This is a genomic window from Leisingera sp., from assembly GCF_982940295.1.
Genome location: NZ_CEYXRG010000003.1, coordinates 33365 through 48812, shown reverse-complemented (window position 1 = coordinate 48812; position 15448 = coordinate 33365). Strand labels below are relative to the sequence as shown.

Below are 15448 nucleotides of genomic sequence, written 5' to 3'. Positions count from 1 at the left end.
CGGCTGCCCTGTTTGTATTCAGTGCAGGCGGCGGCCCGGCTCAGGCCGCGGCGCTGCCGGAGTCAAATCCGGGCTGACCGGCGTCAAAGCCGATGCTAATGTGCGGCTCCCCTCTGCCGGACGGGCGGGTCAGCGCGGGCAGCGGGCCAGACGCCCGGGGAACGGTGAACTGGGTGACGAGTACCCGCAGATCCTGCGCCTGCTCCGAGAGGGAGGTGGTGGCGGCGGTGGTCTGCTCGGCCATGGCGGCATTCTGCTGTGCCATCACTTCCAGCTCGCCGACGGCAGTATTGACATCGCCCATCTGCACCGACTGTTCCTTGATGTTGGCGGCGATCTCTACGGCCAGGCTGGAAATTTCCCCGACCTGTTCGTTCACGCTGGACATCGCCTGGCCTGCCTGATCGACCAGCGAGGCGCCGTTCTTGACCTGTTCGGAGCTGCGGGCGGTAAGCTCGTCGATCTGCTGCACCGCATCCGCACAGCGCTGCGCAAGCATCCGGACCTCGCTGGCGACCACCGCAAAGCCGCGGCCCGCGTCTCCGGCCCTGGCCGCCTCGACCCCGGCATTCAGCGCCAGCAGGTTGGTCTGAAGGGCGATATCCTGGATCACCTTGGTGATCTGCGAGATTTCCTGAGAGGATTCCTGCAGCTTGTCCATGGCGGCAACGGTTTTTCTCACCACTTGGTCGCAGGATTTGACTTGGTTCCGGGCACTGTCCGCCAGGTGTTCGGCACGATCCGCGTTATTTGCCGAATCCTGCACGCTGGCGGTCAAGTCGCGCATGGCTTGCGTGGTCTTCTCCAGCGTCGCCGACTCGGCCTCGGTGCGGTGTGCCAGATCTGTTGAGGCTTCTGCGATCGACCGGGTGCTTTCGTCGACGCTCGTGCTCAGTTCGCCGATGGCGGAGAGCGCTTCACTCAGCGCGTGCAGGGAGTTGTTGAAGTCCGTGCGGATCGATTTGAACTGCTCTGGGAAGACCTCTTTGATCGGGTGGTCCAGCCGCTTGTTCTGCAGATCCGTCAACGCTGCGCCGATACGGCGGGCCACCAGCAGGACTTCTTCGCGGCGTGTCCGTTCGATCCGGGTTTCCTCTGCCTGTTTCTGCTGGGTCACCGTGCGCAGTTCGACGACATTGCGGGCGACTGCGCCGATCTCGTCCCGGCGGCCCGCGCCGGGAACCTCGGTGCTGGCGTCACCTTTGGCAAGTTTCCTCAAGGCGCTGTTCAGCACGGACAGCCCCTTGGTCATATCGCGGGCGACGACCAGGCTGAGGGCGAGAACGGCTGCAAGCAGTACCGCAGCAAGGACGGCCATTTCGGTCAGCTGCTGATTGTTCTGCGCGTCGTACGCCGCCATGCCGTCTTTGAGGTTCTGAATGAGGGCGGTTTCTCTGCCGCGCAGGACCTTCAGCATGTCTGTCGCGGCTGCGAACCACGCGTCCCCGTTCATGCCCGAGAGGTCGCGGCCGGCCAAAATTGCCTGCTGGAATTCCTCGAACTCCTTCACCTCAGGGGTGCTTTTCAGGCTGTTCACCGCGGCGCGTTCTTCGGCGGTGGCAAAGTCGAGAAAACGTGCCAGACGTTCTTTGAAGCGCTCGTGGCTGACGGCAAAAGCCTGAAAATCAGCGGGCGTCCAGCCATTGGCAAACCCGACAGCGCCGGCAGCGCGTTCGAGCCCGGCCGCATCTTTGGCCCGCAAATAGAGCGACAGGGCAACAGCCTCGTTGAAGATGCCGGGGTCGTCGATTGTTTGGGCTATGGACAGCCCGGTCTGGATCAGCGCGGTGTTCAAAGCGGTGTAATATCCGACCGCGGCGCGCACAGGTAAGGACCGGGCGGCGATCTGCTGGCGGACACCCTCTATCCGGTCCAGCTCCGTTTGTGCAACGCCGATGGACTGAAGGGCCTCGCCGCTCAGCTGGCCGCGGTCGATACCTTTAAGGCGGGAGAGAAATCCGGCTATAGCGGCGTCATTCTTCTTGCGGATATCAAGCAGCGCTTCCGGCATCGCCGCAGAGGCTCCGCCAAGGTAGCCTGCGCTCATCCCGCGTTCGACCTGCAGCGTGTGCACAAGGCTGCTGGTGCTGTCCAGCAGCTCCCCGGCCAGCACAGTGTTCACCTGTGCGCGCTGGTACAGTTCGGCCAGCTTGTTACCCATAAACCAGAGGCTGAGGAGCAGCGGCGCTGCCAGCAGCATTGTGATCTTCACCCTAATGGAGAGGTGCTGCAAAAAGCGCATACTCATAACCAGAACCTTTGTCACACATTTATCGCCATGATTGCATTCAGCATGCATCCGGTCTCTTAATATTCGGCTACCTGGGAGAACGGGGCGGTGCACGTCCGGAACGCTGGGGCCAACCGGCTCGAAGTCAACCGGCGGTGTGGTGTTCAGTTCGGCATACCTTTGAAACTTCGGGGAGAATGCGAAGAGTGCGAAGGAGCATCCGCCTGCCGGCCCTGTTTTTTCCGGAGGGGGCGGCTCTGCCGCCGGGGCAGGAGGCTGCCGTGCAAACCGTTAAAACACCGGAAAGCACCGCGACAATTTGAAAAGCTCCCAAGGCTGACCGCCTGGGAGCTTCTCTGTGTTCGGAAATGGCACGCTTGCCGAGGCGACTGGCCTTAGAACGGAATTTCGTCGTCGTCGATGTTGTGGGAGGCGCCGCCGCCGTATCCGCCGCCGCTGCTGCTGCCGCCGCCTTGCGAACCGCTGTCATAGCCGCCGCCGTAGCCGCCGCCCTGACTGCCGCCGCCGTAGCCGCCACCGCCCTGGCCGCCGCCATAACCGCCGCCGCCGCCACCGCCTTCGCCGCGGCCGTCAAGCATGGTCAGGGTCGAACCGAAGCCCTGCAGCACCACCTCGGTCGAATACCTGTCCTGGCCGCTTTGGTCCTGCCACTTGCGGGTTTGCAGCTGGCCTTCGACGTAGACCTTGGAACCCTTTCGCAGATACTGTTCTGCGACGCGCACCAGGCCCTCGTTGAAAATCGCGACGGAGTGCCATTCGGTCTTTTCGCGGCGCTCGCCGGTGTTGCGGTCCTTCCAGGTTTCCGAGGTGGCGATGCGCAGGTTGCAGACCTTGCCGCCGTTCTGGAAGCTGCGCACCTCGGGGTCGCGGCCCAGGTTGCCGATGAGCATGACTTTGTTGAGTGAGCCGGCCATAGGGTTCCGTCCTTTAGTTTCTGTTCGTCGTGTCCAGCAGCGGCCGGGCTCGAATCCGGCCCCGCCGCGTTCCGGCGACAGTATAGCCCCATGACCAGCGTGAAAAGCAGGCATCTGTGGATGCTTTGGACGCCGCCGGCGCGGGATTTGCGGTGGTTCACGCCTGTGTTGCTTTAATTTTGTTTCGCATTGGGTATATTGCCCGCAGTGGGACAGTATCAGGACAGCGGAAATGCGCAAAGCCGTTGCGGGGTTGGTGATCGCGGTCATGGCAGCAGGGCAGCCAGTTGCGGCCGATGTATTGAGCACAAAGAGCAGGCGCGACCTGTTTGCCGCCCACACCAGGGTTCTGGATGGCCGCGCCGCTGCGCAGTACAAGAATTCTGCCAGGCTGCAGCCGCAGACTTACGGGATTCCCTCCGCCGCGGGCACTCTGCCATATAATGGCAAGTACCGGGGGCAGTATCTGGAGATGGCGCGCGCAGCAGCCCGCCAGCATGGAGTGCCAGAGGACCTGTTCCTGCGGCTGGTGCAGCAGGAGAGCAACTGGAACCCGAATGCCAAGTCGCACAAAGGAGCGCTGGGGCTTGCGCAGCTGATGCCTGCCACTGCGCGGGCGCTTGGGGTCAATCCGTCGGTACCAAAGCAGAATCTTGAAGGCGGCGCCCGCTACCTGGCACGGCAGTTCCGCAAATTCGGCTCCTGGCGGCTGGCTTTGGCGGCGTATAACGCGGGGCCGGAGGCGGTGGTGAAACACGGAGGGGTCCCGCCCTACAAGGAAACCCGCAATTATGTGAGGAAGATCTGGGGCAGCTGAGACGGCTGTTCCCGGCTTGGTTAATACCGCAGTAACACCCCTTAATGCCCCGTTAACTCCGTTCCAGCGTCACGCATTTGCCTTAATTTTTCGTGAAATTGGCGGCGGGAAATGGAGGGTAAGTGTTGTATATCAATAGCTTCGACGAGCGGATCGGCAGGATCAACTGGCAGCCGAGCCCAGTTCCGACCCGGCAGATGATTGACAGCGTCCTGGCCGGGCGGCTGCCGCGGCAGCCGCGCAGTGCGGTGGCAAGCCTGGCGGGGGCCGTGACGGGTATCCTGATCGGTGTCGGCCTGAAGGGCATGATGCTGCCTGGTTCCTCATGGGGACCTGGCACCGGGCTGGCCGGCGCTATTGGCGGCAGCCTTGCCCTGGCGGGGCTGGCGGGTTCTGTGGCCGCAGCCCTGTTTGCGGCTGTCAGGGGCAGCCTTGCGCCGAAGCTGCTGCAGTTTGCGTCAATGAACCTTCTGATGATCGCGGTGCTGCTGCTGAGCTGACACCTCTCAGACCCGCGACTGGCTGTGTCCGGCGCTCCAGCAGGTCTCGGCAGGCCGCAGCTGGGCTCCGCGTGTCCTCTTCACTGCTTGTAAACCATGTGGCCTTAACCTTGTTCCCAAACGGCGGAGCAAGGAGGCCCCATGACCCGGACGCTGGACAAAAGTGCTTTGGCAACATCCCCCCGCAGCGGTCTAGCGGCCGTGGACCAGCTGATGGCCGGGGGCAGGTTCGCGCAGGCGCTGCAGCTGCTCATCCCGGTGCTGAGGTCGGACTTTGGCGACGCAACTGTGCTGGACCGGGCCGCGGTCTGCTATTTCCGGGTGGGCGATTGCCAGACGGCCTTGAAACTGATGGAGCTGCTTCTGGACGCCTTGCCCGCCAACGCGGCGGCCTGGGGAAAGTTCGCGGCTATGAATGCATCTGCCGGCGACAGGACCGGTGCTGCCGCTGCCTATCGCAAGGCCCTGGAGCTGTCGCCGGAGAATGTCAGTTTCATCGCCGGATTGAACCTGGTGCAGCCGGTTCCGGTCGACAGCCGCCATGTTTCGCGCCTCAAGGCGCTGGCGGCATCCGCCACGGTCTCTGTCGCGGAGCAGGTTCTGGCGCATACAACCCTTGCCAGGATCGAGGAAAAACAGGGGAACTTCAAACTGGCATTTGCCCATTACAAATCGGCAAATGAACTTAAGGATGCGGATTACGATGCTGAGAGTATCGGTACGCGTGTGAAGGATCAGGCCAAGGTTTTTGAGGCTTGCCGCGCCGCTGACGCACAGGCAGATGCTGACGCCTCCCGCATGCTGTTTATCACCGGGATGCCGCGTTCTGGAACCACGCTGGTGGAAAGCTCTCTCAGCCGGCATCCAGAGATTTGCAGTATCGGAGAAAGCAGCGCACTGGACAAGACTGCCGGTGCCGTCCGGCAATATGTTGCGGCCCGCGGCGGCGGCACCGGCTGGTGGGATTGGTTCGGTCAGCTCGACGAGGAGGCAATTCGCCAGTTCCGGGCGTATTTCTACCAATGCGCCTTTCAGAACGAGCGTCCGGAGGGGCGTGTCGTGCTCGACAAGATGCCGCTGAACTGCTTTGAGCTGGGGCTTGCGCATGTCCTGCTGCCCGATGCCAGGTTCGTCTTCATGTCACGGCATCCGCTGGATACCGGCCTGTCAAACTTCAAAACCAATTTTCACGCGGGTAATGGATTCTCTGCCCGGCTTGAGTGGATCGGCCACATCACCCGCAGCGTTCTGTTGTCGGTTCAGGACTACCAGAGCAAACTGGGCAGCCAATTGCGGATCCAATCCTATGAAGCGCTTGTTTCACACCCCGAGGAGCAGATCCGGGCGCTGCTTGCGCATGCCGGCCTGGACTGGCACGAGGCCTGTTTGCGTCCTGAGGAAAACGAAGCCGCGGTGAACACGGCGTCGCTCCTCCAGGTCCGGGAGAAAATCAACAAAGGCGCACTTGGCAAGTGGCGGCGTTACCAGGAAGAGCTTGAGCCTCTGGCCGGTGCGCTTGGCGGATCCGAATGGATCGGCTCATGGCAGGCCTGGGACCGGCAGGCCGCCGGTGCTTGAGTGAAAAAGGCAGGGGCGGGCCCCTGCCTGATGTCTAGACTTGAGATTGCGCGGCTTTACTCAGCGGCGACCTTGATCACCGGTGTCATCCGCTCCAGCACCTCGTCGCTCAGGTGGCATTTGACCTGATGGCCATCACCCAGCTGACGCACCGGCGGCACCTCGCGCTCGCACAATCCGCCCGGCACTTCTGACTTCCAGCGGCAGCGGGTCTGGAACGGGCAGCCCGGGGGCGGGTTCATCGCCGACGGGATGTCGCCTTCCAGAACGATATGCTCCTTTTCGACCGAGGTATCGGCAATCGGCACAGCCGACAGCAGGGCTTCGGTATAGGGGTGGTAGGGCGGTGCGAACACCTGATCGGTGGTTCCCAGCTCCACCACATGGCCCAAATACATCACCATCACCCGGTCGCTGAGGTAGCGCACGATCGACAGGTCGTGCGAAATGAACAGCAGTGTGGTCTTTTCCTTGCGCTGGATCTCCATCAGGAGATCGGTAACGGCAGCCTGCACCGACACGTCCAGCGCCGAGACCGGCTCATCCGCCACGACAATGCGGGCGCCGCCGGCAAAGGCGCGGGCGATGCCCACACGCTGCTTCTGACCGCCCGAGAGCTGCCGCGGCATCCGGTCGGCAAAGGCCCGCGGCAGTTTCACCAGGTCGAGCAGCTCCAGCATCTTCTTGCGGCGTTCAGCCTCGGAACCGCCCACCCCGAAGATTTCCAGCGCCCGCATGATCTGGCGGCCCACAGTCATCGACGGGTTCAGCGTGTCGAACGGGTTCTGGAACACCATCTGCACGTCAGAGACGGTCTTGGTGTCGCGCTCCTCGATCGGGATCTGCTCGATATTGCGGTTATCCAGCAGGATCTGGCCCTCGGTTGCGGTTTCCAGACCCATGAGCACCTTGGCAAAGGTGGATTTGCCGCAGCCGGATTCGCCGACGATGGCGAGGGTTTCAGACTCGCGCGCCTCAAAGCTCAGCGTCTCGTTGGCCTTCACAACCTTCTTTTCACCGCCGCCGAACAGCGCATTGGCGGCAACCTCATAGTATTTCTTGAGGTTGTCCATCTTCAGAACGACGTTGCCGGGCGCGGTCTTTTCCTTCTGCTCGCCCAGCGTCAGCGGCGCGTTCCAGTCGATCTCCTCGAACCGCAGGCAGCGGGTCTCGTGCCGGTCATTGCCCTTTACCGGCCGCATCGGGACCACCTGGTCGGCATCGCAGCGGCCCTCTTCGAAATAGTCGCAGCGGGGGCCGAAGTTGCAGCCAGGCGGCCGTTCGTGGGGCAGGGGAAAGTTGCCGGGGATCGCGACCAGCGGCCGGGCGTTTTTGTCAGCCCCCGGCAGCGGGATCGAGCGGAACAGCGCCTGGGTATAGGGATGCTGCATCTCGTCGAACACGTCGTGGATCGAGCCGCGTTCCACGGCCTCTCCGGAATACATCACACACAAGCGGTCGCAGGTCTCCAGAACCAGTCCTAGGTTATGGGAGATGAACAGCATCGAGGTGCCGTATTTCTTGCCCAGATCCTTGACCAGCTCAACCACCGCGGCCTCCACCGTCACGTCGAGCGCGGTGGTGGGCTCATCAAGGATCAGCAGCGAGGGTTTCGACATCAGGGCCATCGCGATCACGATACGCTGCTGCTGGCCGCCCGACAGCTGGTGCGGGAAGGAGTTCAGCATCCGCTCCGGGTCGGGCAGGCGCACGTCGGTGACCACTTCCAGGGCGCGCTGATAGGCTTCCTTCTCGCTGACGCCTTCGTGGATCATCGGCACTTCCATCAGCTGCTTGCCGATCTTCATCGCCGGATTGAGCGAGGCCATCGGCTCCTGATAGATCATCGCGATCTCATTGCCGCGGATGTCGCGCAGCTCTTCCGCGCTCATCTCGCTCAGGTCGCGCCCCTTGAACTTGATGGTCCCGCCGACAATGCGGCCGTTTTTGCCCAGGTCCTGCATCACCCCCAGCGCCACGGTGGATTTACCGCAGCCGCTTTCGCCGACCAGGCCCACGGCCTCGCCCGGCTGCACCGCCACGGAGAAATCCATCACCGCTGGGATTTCGCGCAGACGGGTGAAGAAGGAGATCGACAGCTTGTCAATCTCCAGGATCGGGCCGTTGTAGTCTGCCATTTTGATCATGTTCTTGTCTCCCTGTTGAGGCTGGAAGGGACGGGATCCCTTTCATCTGGCCTCAAATATCCCGGGGGTCCGGGGGCTGGCCCCCGGTCCCGCCGGTTCGGATCAGTCTTTCAGGCTCTCTTCGCGCAGGCCGTCGGCCAGCAGGTTCAGACCAAGCACCAGTGTCAGCAGCGCGAATGCAGGCGGCAGGGCCGGGTGCAGGTAGATCGACAGCAGCTTGCGCCCGTCATTGATGGTCGATCCCCAGTCCGGGCTTTCCGGCGGCAGGCCAAGGCCAAAGAAGCCCAAAGTACCCAAGAGGATGGTAGTGTAGCCGATGCGCAGGCAGAAATCGACGATCAGCGGCCCGCGGGCGTTGGGCAGGATCTCCCACAGCATGATGTACCATGGCCCCTCGCCGCGGGTCTGGGCGGCCGCCACATAGTCGCGGGTTTTGATGTCCAGCGTCAGGCCGCGCACGATGCGGAACACCGTGGGCGAGTTGACGAAGACAACAGACACGAACACCACCAGGATACCGCCAGGGATATCAAAGAGGTCCATCGCCCGGGGCAGACCCCAGATCGCGTATTCCGGCGTGTTGATCAGGTAGCCGCCGTTGGACACCAGCTGCAGGTAGAACCAGATGATGGTCCCGAGCACAACCGGCAGCAGCCAGTTGCGCAGCTTGGGGCGGGTGTAATAGCGCGAGTTCAGCAGCACCCCGACAAAGATGATCGGGAAGATGAACAGAATGATCGCCATATAGTTCGGCACGCCGGTGGCAACGATCTCGGGTGTCACCAGCAGGTAGAACAGCAGGATCACCGGGAAGGCCAGGATCAGGTTCGCCGCAAAGGACAGGACCGTGTCCAGCTTGCCGCCGTAATAGCCCGCGGGCAGGCCCAGAGTGATCCCCACCATAAAGGCAAAGACCGCGGCCATCGGGGCAATCTTGATGACTTCCCAGGCGCCTTTCACAAGCCGGCTGAACACGTCGCGGGCCAGGTTGTCGCCGCCCAGCAGGTAATACTGGTACTCTTCTTCGCCTGCACCGCGCACCGGGGTACCGGGCAGCTTGTTCTTCATGCCCGAGACCTGGGTCAGCGGGTCATGGGTGACGATCATGTCCATGGCACCGTAGATGCCGGTGAACACCCAGAACATCACCAGTCCGAAGCCGATCATGCCGATGGGGCTGTCAAACAGTTTGCCGTAAAGACCCAGCCGCCGTTTGAAGCCGATCGAGAGTGCAAACAGGATCACCAGTGAAATCCAGACCGGCGACAGCTGGTAGATGATCCGCAGGGTGATTTCAAAAAAACCAAGAGGTTCCATGCTCAGCTGCCTTCCTTAAGAGATCCGGATACGCGGGTTCAGGTACACATAGCCGATATCGGAGATCAGCTGGGTGACCAGCACCACGACGACTGAGACCACGGAGACGGCCAGCAGCAGTTCGATGTCATTGTTGCCCGCCGCTTCCACCAGCACCCAGCCGAAACCCTTGTAGTTGAACAGGGTTTCGACGATCACTACGCCATTCAGCAGCCAGGGGAACTGCAGCATGATAACGGTGAAGGGGGCAATCAGCGCGTTCCTGAGCGCGTGCTTCAGAACGATGTTGTGGAAGCTCACGCCCTTGAGGCGCGCGGTGCGGATGTATTGCGCCGTCATCACCTCGGTCATCGAGGCGCGGGTCATCCGGGCGATGTATCCCATGCCGTAAAGCGCAATGGTCAGCACCGGCAGGAAGAAATTCTCAAATGTCGGATTATCCATCGCTGAGGTTGCGGTGCCCTTGAACCACTTCAAACCGACCGTGGACGACGTGAACACGGCGATGAAGATCACGCCCGAGACGTATTCGGGCGTTGCCGTGGTCAGGATCGACGCGGTGGACAGGGTCCGGTCGGTGGCCGAGCCTTCGCGCATGCCCGCCAGAACGCCGATGATCAGTGCCGATGGCACCATCAGCACCAGCACCCAGAACATCAGGCGGCCGGTGTTGCCGAGCCTTTCGGTGATGATTGACGAGACTTCATCCTTGAACCGGGTCGAATATCCCCAGTCGCCTTGCAGAATGCCGCAGAATGTGGGGGCTTCGGCGGCTTGCTCTGCACTGACAGCGCCAGTGATGCAGCGGCCGGTGATGCCTGTCTCGGTCTCGCGGGTCCAGCCCGGCAGCACACCGAGCCACTGGCCGTACTTGGAGACCATCGTGCCGCCATAGCCGTTGGCATCCAGCCAGCTGGCCACAGCCTCATCCGACATACGGAAGTTGCCTTGGGTTTTGGCGAGTTTCTCAAGGTTAGGGTAGAGGTTCGTCAGGAAAAACACGATGAACGTCAGGCACAAGGCCGTCAGCAGCATCACGCCCGAGCGTCGGAGAATGAAAAGTCCCATGGGGTCCCCTGTCAGTCTGGCGGATCGGACCCGTGTGCAGGTGCGGGTCTCTTATCGTCTTAGCTGGATTGCACCGCCCCGGGCGGGGCGGTGCAGGAGGCCGGAGCGGAGCCGGGAGCCGGCTTAAGCGGCCCAGCCCCACTTGTAGTGGTGGTGCTCGAAGGACACGTGCATGTCCGCGCCCATGACACCTTCGCGCATGTGGCGGTACAGCGAGCGCCAGTACGGCTGGATGGTCACGCCTTCCTCCTGGATCAGCATCTCACCCTTCTTGGCGATCTCGCGGCGCTTGTCCGCGTCGGCAATCGACAGGGCTTCGGCCAGCAGAGCGTCGAACTCCTCGTTCGCCCAGCCGAACTCATTCCAGGCTTCGCCGGACTTGTAGGCCAGCGCCCAGATCTGCACGCCCAGGGGGCGATGGTTCCAGTTGGTGGAGGAGAACGGGTATTTCGCCCAGTCGTTCCAGAAAGTCGAGCCCGGCAGCACGGTCCGCTTCACCTTGATGCCAGCGTCGCGCAGCTGCGCGGCAACCGCGTCGGTGGTGTTCCGGCGCCAGTCGTCGTCGATCGACAGCAGCTCATGCTCGAAGTCCAGCATGCCGGCTTCTTCCATCAGCGCGCGGGCGCCTTCCGGGTCCACTTTCTGCGGCGGCAGTTCGGCGTATTCCGGGTGGATCGGGCCGACATGGTGGTTTTCCGCAGGCTCGCCGCGGCCGCCATAGCCCAGTTCCAGGCAGACCGAGTTGTCGACCGCCATCTGGATCGCCTTGCGGACGCGTTTGTCTGCGTAAGGCTTCTTGCCGTCGATTTCCGCCAGCTGGTTGGGACGGATCACGATCGAGGACATGGTCACGACTTCAGACTTTTTATAGCCGAGGCCGTCCATCACATCGATGAATTCGCCAACCGATTCATAGAGCATGTCGACTTCATCGGATTCCAGCGCCGCAAGCCAGGATGACGGGTCGGTGCCGAAGTCGATGTACTCGATGCGGTCCAGCGCAGGCTTGCCGAATTCGGCTTCGCCCCACCAGGTGTGGTCCGCATTGCGCTCCAGTGCCGCCTTCACACCCACTTCCAGTTCGGTCAGCACGTAAGGGCCAGTGCCTACGTTGCTCAGGAAGTCGTTTGTCTGGAAGGAGGAATGCACAATGGCTGCCGGATAGTCGGCCATGCCGGCGATCAGCGAAATGTCCGAGGACGGCAGGTTCAGCTTCACGGTGTGGCTGTCCACCACCTCGATGCCGCCTTCGACGGCCTGGCCGCTGTCGGCGTCGATCAGGGTGCCGAAACGGCCGGCCATGGAGTTGCCTTCGACCGACTTGTCGCACCAGCCGGCGATGTTGCGGGCCACGTCCTCTGCGGTGAAGTCGTCGCCGTTGTTCCACTTGACGCCCTGGCGGACATTCAGCGTGTAGACGGTGGCGTCTTCGTTGATTTCCCAGCTTTCCAGCAGCATCGGGCTGATGGAGCCGTCATTGTTGTATTCCACCAGGTATTCCTGGGTGCCGCGGGTCAGGTTGCCCATCTGCGACCAGTCGTAGGTGCGCGGGTCCTTGAGCGGCCGGACTTCCATCTGCACGCGCAAGGTGCCGCCTTCCTGCATGCCCTCAGCGGCCTTGGCCGGCGCGGCCAGGCCAATCATGCCATAGGCTGCAGTTGCGGTTACACCCAGGGCGGTGGTGCGGGTCAGAAATTCGCGGCGGCCGAGCTTGCCCTCCAGAACTTCCTTGGCATGCATTTTTGCTGCCCAGTGCACCGGGGCTCCGTTGATGGTGTCTTTGGTCATTTAGGTCTCCCTGTTGTAGCGTTTGTTTGTATTATCTTACGAAACGGCTATCGGCTCAGCGGCTGGCTGAGCGTTTGTGAAGCACGTTTCGGATTAAAGTTTCCCCATAGCTGCATTCGGGCAGAGATATGCCCTTTCGTCAATGCACAGTTTCGTCGTTTCACGGTAGAAATACGACATTTGCGGCGTCGTTTTTGTAAACGGAAAGGGCATACGGCCGCATACTGTTCAAAACTGCCCAGTAATAGGGGCCAAACCAGGCGCCAGCTGGCAAACATGCGAGAATCTGCAAGCGGATCAACCTATTGGGATTTCGCGCGTGCTTTTTTACGCAGGGCGCTTGGGGACTGGCCGGTGTGCTGCGTGATGAATCTGGTGAAATATGCGGCGCTGCCGAAGCCCAGCTGGGAGGCGATGTCGCGAATGGCCAGGTCGGAGGCGATCAGCAGAGTGCGTGCGGAATGAAGCTGGCGTTCGGTCAGCAGGGCAGCGGCGGTCCTGCCGGTCTCGGCCTTGCAGACCCGCGTCAGGTGGGTCGGCGTCACCTGCAGCGCTGCGGCATGATCCGCCATTGCGGCCTGCCGGTCCTGCAGCCCGGCCACGCGCTGGCAATAGGCCCGGCACAGGCGCTGCGCCGCAGTCTGGCGCGCGGCTTGGCCGCTGGTGTCTGGCTGGCGCCGCAGGGTGATGGCGGCCAGTTCGCACTGCGCCTGCACCGCGCGGCGCCAGAATGGTGCCTGTGCGGCCTGCTCGCGGCTGATGGCCTCGAACAGGGTGGTCAGCCGGGTCTGCTCCTGGAGGCTGGTGAAGCGCTTGTGGCAGGGCGTTTCGGGAAAGGGCGGCAGCAGCGGACCGGTCATCGTCAGAACGTGGCCCAGGCACTGGCGGGAGAATTCTGCAGACCACAGTGTGCCCGCCGGGATGAAGATGGCGCTGTGCGGCCCGAATCCGCGCTGCCCGCCATTGAGACACATACGGCCCTGTCCGCGGGTGATCCAGATCAGCAGGTGTTCGCGGCGGCTGTGCGACAGAGAGGTCTGCCAGGCGCCGTCAGGGCTCAGGCTGGGCAGCGGGGCGGTATGAATGTCCCCGGAAAAATCTGGATCAAATGGCATCTGTTGCCTTGGGCAGTAAAAAAGATTGCCGCAACAGGCCAGAAAACGCTGATTCTGGCAAGTTTCCGCCGGAAAAAGCGGAAACTGAGTGGTATTTTACTGACCCGCCTGCTGGGCGCCGTCCGTTTACGGCAGCGCCACCTGCCGCCAATCCTTCATCCGGGCGCGGAACCAGCTGCGCTGGCGCTTGGCAAACTGCCGGGTGGCGATGGCGGCGCGCTCTTCGGCCTCCGCCAGGGTGAGCTGCCCCCGGGCATAGGCCATCAGCTCCGGCACCCCGATCGCCTTGCAGGAGGGCAAGGCGGGGTCATAGCGGTCCTGCATCGCCTCAATCTCTGCCATCGCGCCCTGATCCAGCATCAGGCCGAACCGCTTGCGGATGCGGCCCTCAAGCCACGCCTTGTCCGAATTCAGCACCATTGCGGTGCAGCGGGACAGCGGCAGCGCCGGGGCAGGGGTGTCGTCCTGCCAGCTGGCCAGCGGGCGTCCGGTGGCCTTGAGAACCTCCCACGCGCGCTGAACACGGGCGCGGTTTTGCAGATCAATGCGGCTGGCGGTTCCGGGGTCAAGCTTTGCCCGCAGCGTTTCCAGCGGCATCGCGTCGCCCTCGGCCCGCACCGCAGGCGGCGTGGGCGGAATTTCGGCCATGCCTTCGGTCAGCGCGGTGAAATACAGACCGGTGCCGCCGACAATGATCAACCGCTCCGGGCCGTCCAGCAGCGGCAGCACCTCGCGCAGCCAGTGGCCGGCCGAATAGTCCGCGTCATACGCCACATGGCCGTACAGCGCATGCGGCGCCTGGGCTTCCTCCTTTGGCGAGGGGCGGGCGGTGATCACACGCCAGCAGTCATAGACCTGGCTGGCATCAGCGTTGACGATGATGCCGCCCTGACGGGCGGCAATCTCCAGCGCCAGGGCGGACTTCCCTGAGGCGGTGGGGCCTGCGATCAGCACAGGCAGATCCGGGTCGATGTCGGGCAGGTTCATGCGGTTGCGATCCGTCTTTGATGCCGGTTCCGCAAAACTCGGCGGAAACCGCGCTGCGCGCATTGAAACCCGCAGCGATTTACTCCATTTTGCGCGCAAATTAACCCTCACATCTTCTGGAGCGCAACATGCCTCAACCGCAAGACAAGCCGGAGCTGGATCCGGCCGCCGCCTATAAACGCGTCATGCTGAAAATTTCCGGCGAGGCACTGATGGGCGACCAGGGGTTCGGCCTTCATCCGCCGACCGTGCAGCGCATCGCCCGCGAGGTGAAGTCGGTGCGCGACATGGGCGTCGAGATCTGCATGGTGATCGGCGGCGGCAACATCTTCCGCGGACTGTCCGGCTCGGCCCAGGGGATGGAGCGCACCACTGCCGACTACATGGGGATGCTGGCCACGGTGATGAACGCGCTGGCGATGCAGTCGGCACTGGAAGGCATGGGTGTCTTTACCCGGGTGATCTCGGCGATCCGGATGGATGAGGTGGCGGAACCCTACATCCGCCGCCGTGCCGTGCGCCACCTGGAGAAGAAGCGGGTCTGCATCTTTGCGGCCGGCACCGGCAACCCCTATTTCACCACCGATACCGCTGCGACGCTGCGTGCCAATGAAATGGCGTGCGAGGCGATCTTTATGGGCAAGAACGGCGTCGACGGCGTTTATGACAAGGACCCCAAGGAACACCCGGACGCGGTCCGCTATGACGAGATCAGCTATGACGACGTCTTCGCCAAGCGGCTGAAGGTGATGGATGCCTCTGCCATTGCTCTGGCACGCGACAACAACCTGCCGCTGATCGTCTTTCCGCTGGATGAGCCGGGCGGATTCCGCGGTATCCTGTCGGGTCAGGGAACCTACACCAAGGTCCAGGGCTAACCGCCTCTTATGGTCCGGGAATCTGAGCGCGGGCTTTAATTTCGGCCCGCGTTCTTTCTGCCGCAGGCAGGGACCGGCCGGGCCCGGC

General features: G+C 62.6%; 12 protein-coding genes. 4 read left to right on the top strand and 8 right to left on the bottom strand.

Translation table 11 applies throughout. From position 1 onward, the window contains the following. Positions 1 to 40: 40 nt before the first annotated feature. Together AC4HIX_RS03525 and ssb are read right to left on the bottom strand one after the other, a co-directional pair. Positions 41 to 2248 (bottom strand): methyl-accepting chemotaxis protein, encoded by a 2208-nt coding sequence (locus AC4HIX_RS03525; protein ID WP_490397909.1) that lies wholly within the window; start codon positions 2246 to 2248, stop codon positions 41 to 43. 377 nt (positions 2249 to 2625) lie between these two features. Continuing rightward, positions 2626 to 3165 (bottom strand): single-stranded DNA-binding protein, encoded by a 540-nt coding sequence (ssb, locus tag AC4HIX_RS03520; protein WP_490397908.1) that lies wholly within the window; start codon positions 3163 to 3165, stop codon positions 2626 to 2628. A 232-nt stretch (positions 3166 to 3397) separates the two neighbouring features. On the opposite strand from ssb, the gene AC4HIX_RS03515 reads away from it, so the two are divergent. From AC4HIX_RS03515 to AC4HIX_RS03505, 3 genes are all read left to right on the top strand, one after another. Further along, a complete protein-coding gene (locus AC4HIX_RS03515; RefSeq protein WP_475052407.1) occupies positions 3398 to 3982 on the top strand; it encodes a lytic transglycosylase domain-containing protein in 585 nt (194 codons plus the stop codon). Between the two features lie 125 nt (positions 3983 to 4107). Beyond that, complete coding sequence (locus tag AC4HIX_RS03510; RefSeq protein ID WP_475052405.1) at positions 4108 to 4482, top strand: hypothetical protein; 375 nt, start codon at positions 4108 to 4110, stop codon at positions 4480 to 4482. A gap of 141 nt (positions 4483 to 4623) precedes the next feature. Continuing rightward, positions 4624 to 6060 (top strand): sulfotransferase, encoded by a 1437-nt coding sequence (locus AC4HIX_RS03505; RefSeq protein ID WP_490397907.1) that lies wholly within the window; start codon positions 4624 to 4626, stop codon positions 6058 to 6060. A gap of 56 nt (positions 6061 to 6116) precedes the next feature. Here AC4HIX_RS03505 and AC4HIX_RS03500 read toward each other — a convergent pair whose 3' ends face one another. From AC4HIX_RS03500 to miaA, 6 genes are all read right to left on the bottom strand, one after another. Then, a complete protein-coding gene (locus AC4HIX_RS03500; protein WP_490397906.1) occupies positions 6117 to 8207 on the bottom strand; it encodes a dipeptide ABC transporter ATP-binding protein in 2091 nt (696 codons plus the stop codon). 102 nt (positions 8208 to 8309) lie between these two features. Then, the gene (locus AC4HIX_RS03495) at positions 8310 to 9524 is read right to left on the bottom strand and encodes an ABC transporter permease (RefSeq protein WP_475052397.1); all 1215 of its coding nucleotides are present in this window, start codon (positions 9522 to 9524) and stop codon (positions 8310 to 8312) included. A gap of 15 nt (positions 9525 to 9539) precedes the next feature. Then, positions 9540 to 10592, bottom strand: coding sequence for an ABC transporter permease (locus tag AC4HIX_RS03490; RefSeq protein WP_475052395.1), 1053 nt, complete (start codon positions 10590 to 10592; stop codon positions 9540 to 9542). Between the two features lie 123 nt (positions 10593 to 10715). After that, positions 10716 to 12380, bottom strand: a complete 1665-nt coding sequence (locus AC4HIX_RS03485) for an ABC transporter substrate-binding protein (protein WP_475052392.1) — start codon at positions 12378 to 12380, stop codon at positions 10716 to 10718. Between the two features lie 302 nt (positions 12381 to 12682). Further along, positions 12683 to 13495 carry an AraC family transcriptional regulator gene (locus AC4HIX_RS03480; RefSeq protein ID WP_490397905.1) on the bottom strand — a complete coding sequence of 271 codons (813 nt, stop codon included), beginning with the start codon at positions 13493 to 13495 and terminating at the stop codon, positions 12683 to 12685. A gap of 126 nt (positions 13496 to 13621) precedes the next feature. Beyond that, the gene (miaA, locus tag AC4HIX_RS03475; protein WP_490397904.1) at positions 13622 to 14482 is read right to left on the bottom strand and encodes a tRNA (adenosine(37)-N6)-dimethylallyltransferase MiaA; all 861 of its coding nucleotides are present in this window, start codon (positions 14480 to 14482) and stop codon (positions 13622 to 13624) included. 128 nt (positions 14483 to 14610) lie between these two features. On the opposite strand from miaA, the gene pyrH reads away from it, so the two are divergent. After that, the gene (gene pyrH, locus AC4HIX_RS03470; RefSeq protein ID WP_475052385.1) at positions 14611 to 15360 is read left to right on the top strand and encodes a UMP kinase; all 750 of its coding nucleotides are present in this window, start codon (positions 14611 to 14613) and stop codon (positions 15358 to 15360) included. Positions 15361 to 15448 lie beyond the last annotated feature (88 nt).

Excerpts from the sequence above, each read along its gene's own strand:
- ssb (WP_490397908.1), bottom strand. The coding sequence starts at position 3,165 with ATGGCCGGCTCACTCAACAAAGTCATGCTCATCGGCAACCTGGGCCGC.
- AC4HIX_RS03490 (WP_475052395.1), bottom strand. The coding sequence starts at position 10,592 with ATGGGACTTTTCATTCTCCGACGCTCGGGCGTGATGCTGCTGACGGCC.
- AC4HIX_RS03480 (WP_490397905.1), bottom strand. The coding sequence starts at position 13,495 with ATGCCATTTGATCCAGATTTTTCCGGGGACATTCATACCGCCCCGCTG.
- pyrH (WP_475052385.1), top strand. The coding sequence starts at position 14,611 with ATGCCTCAACCGCAAGACAAGCCGGAGCTGGATCCGGCCGCCGCCTAT.
- AC4HIX_RS03515 (WP_475052407.1), top strand. The coding sequence starts at position 3,398 with ATGCGCAAAGCCGTTGCGGGGTTGGTGATCGCGGTCATGGCAGCAGGG.
- miaA (WP_490397904.1), bottom strand. The coding sequence starts at position 14,482 with ATGAACCTGCCCGACATCGACCCGGATCTGCCTGTGCTGATCGCAGGC.
- AC4HIX_RS03525 (WP_490397909.1), bottom strand. The coding sequence starts at position 2,248 with ATGAGTATGCGCTTTTTGCAGCACCTCTCCATTAGGGTGAAGATCACA.
- AC4HIX_RS03495 (WP_475052397.1), bottom strand. The coding sequence starts at position 9,524 with ATGGAACCTCTTGGTTTTTTTGAAATCACCCTGCGGATCATCTACCAG.
- AC4HIX_RS03485 (WP_475052392.1), bottom strand. The coding sequence starts at position 12,380 with ATGACCAAAGACACCATCAACGGAGCCCCGGTGCACTGGGCAGCAAAA.
- AC4HIX_RS03500 (WP_490397906.1), bottom strand. The coding sequence starts at position 8,207 with ATGATCAAAATGGCAGACTACAACGGCCCGATCCTGGAGATTGACAAG.
- AC4HIX_RS03505 (WP_490397907.1), top strand. The coding sequence starts at position 4,624 with ATGACCCGGACGCTGGACAAAAGTGCTTTGGCAACATCCCCCCGCAGC.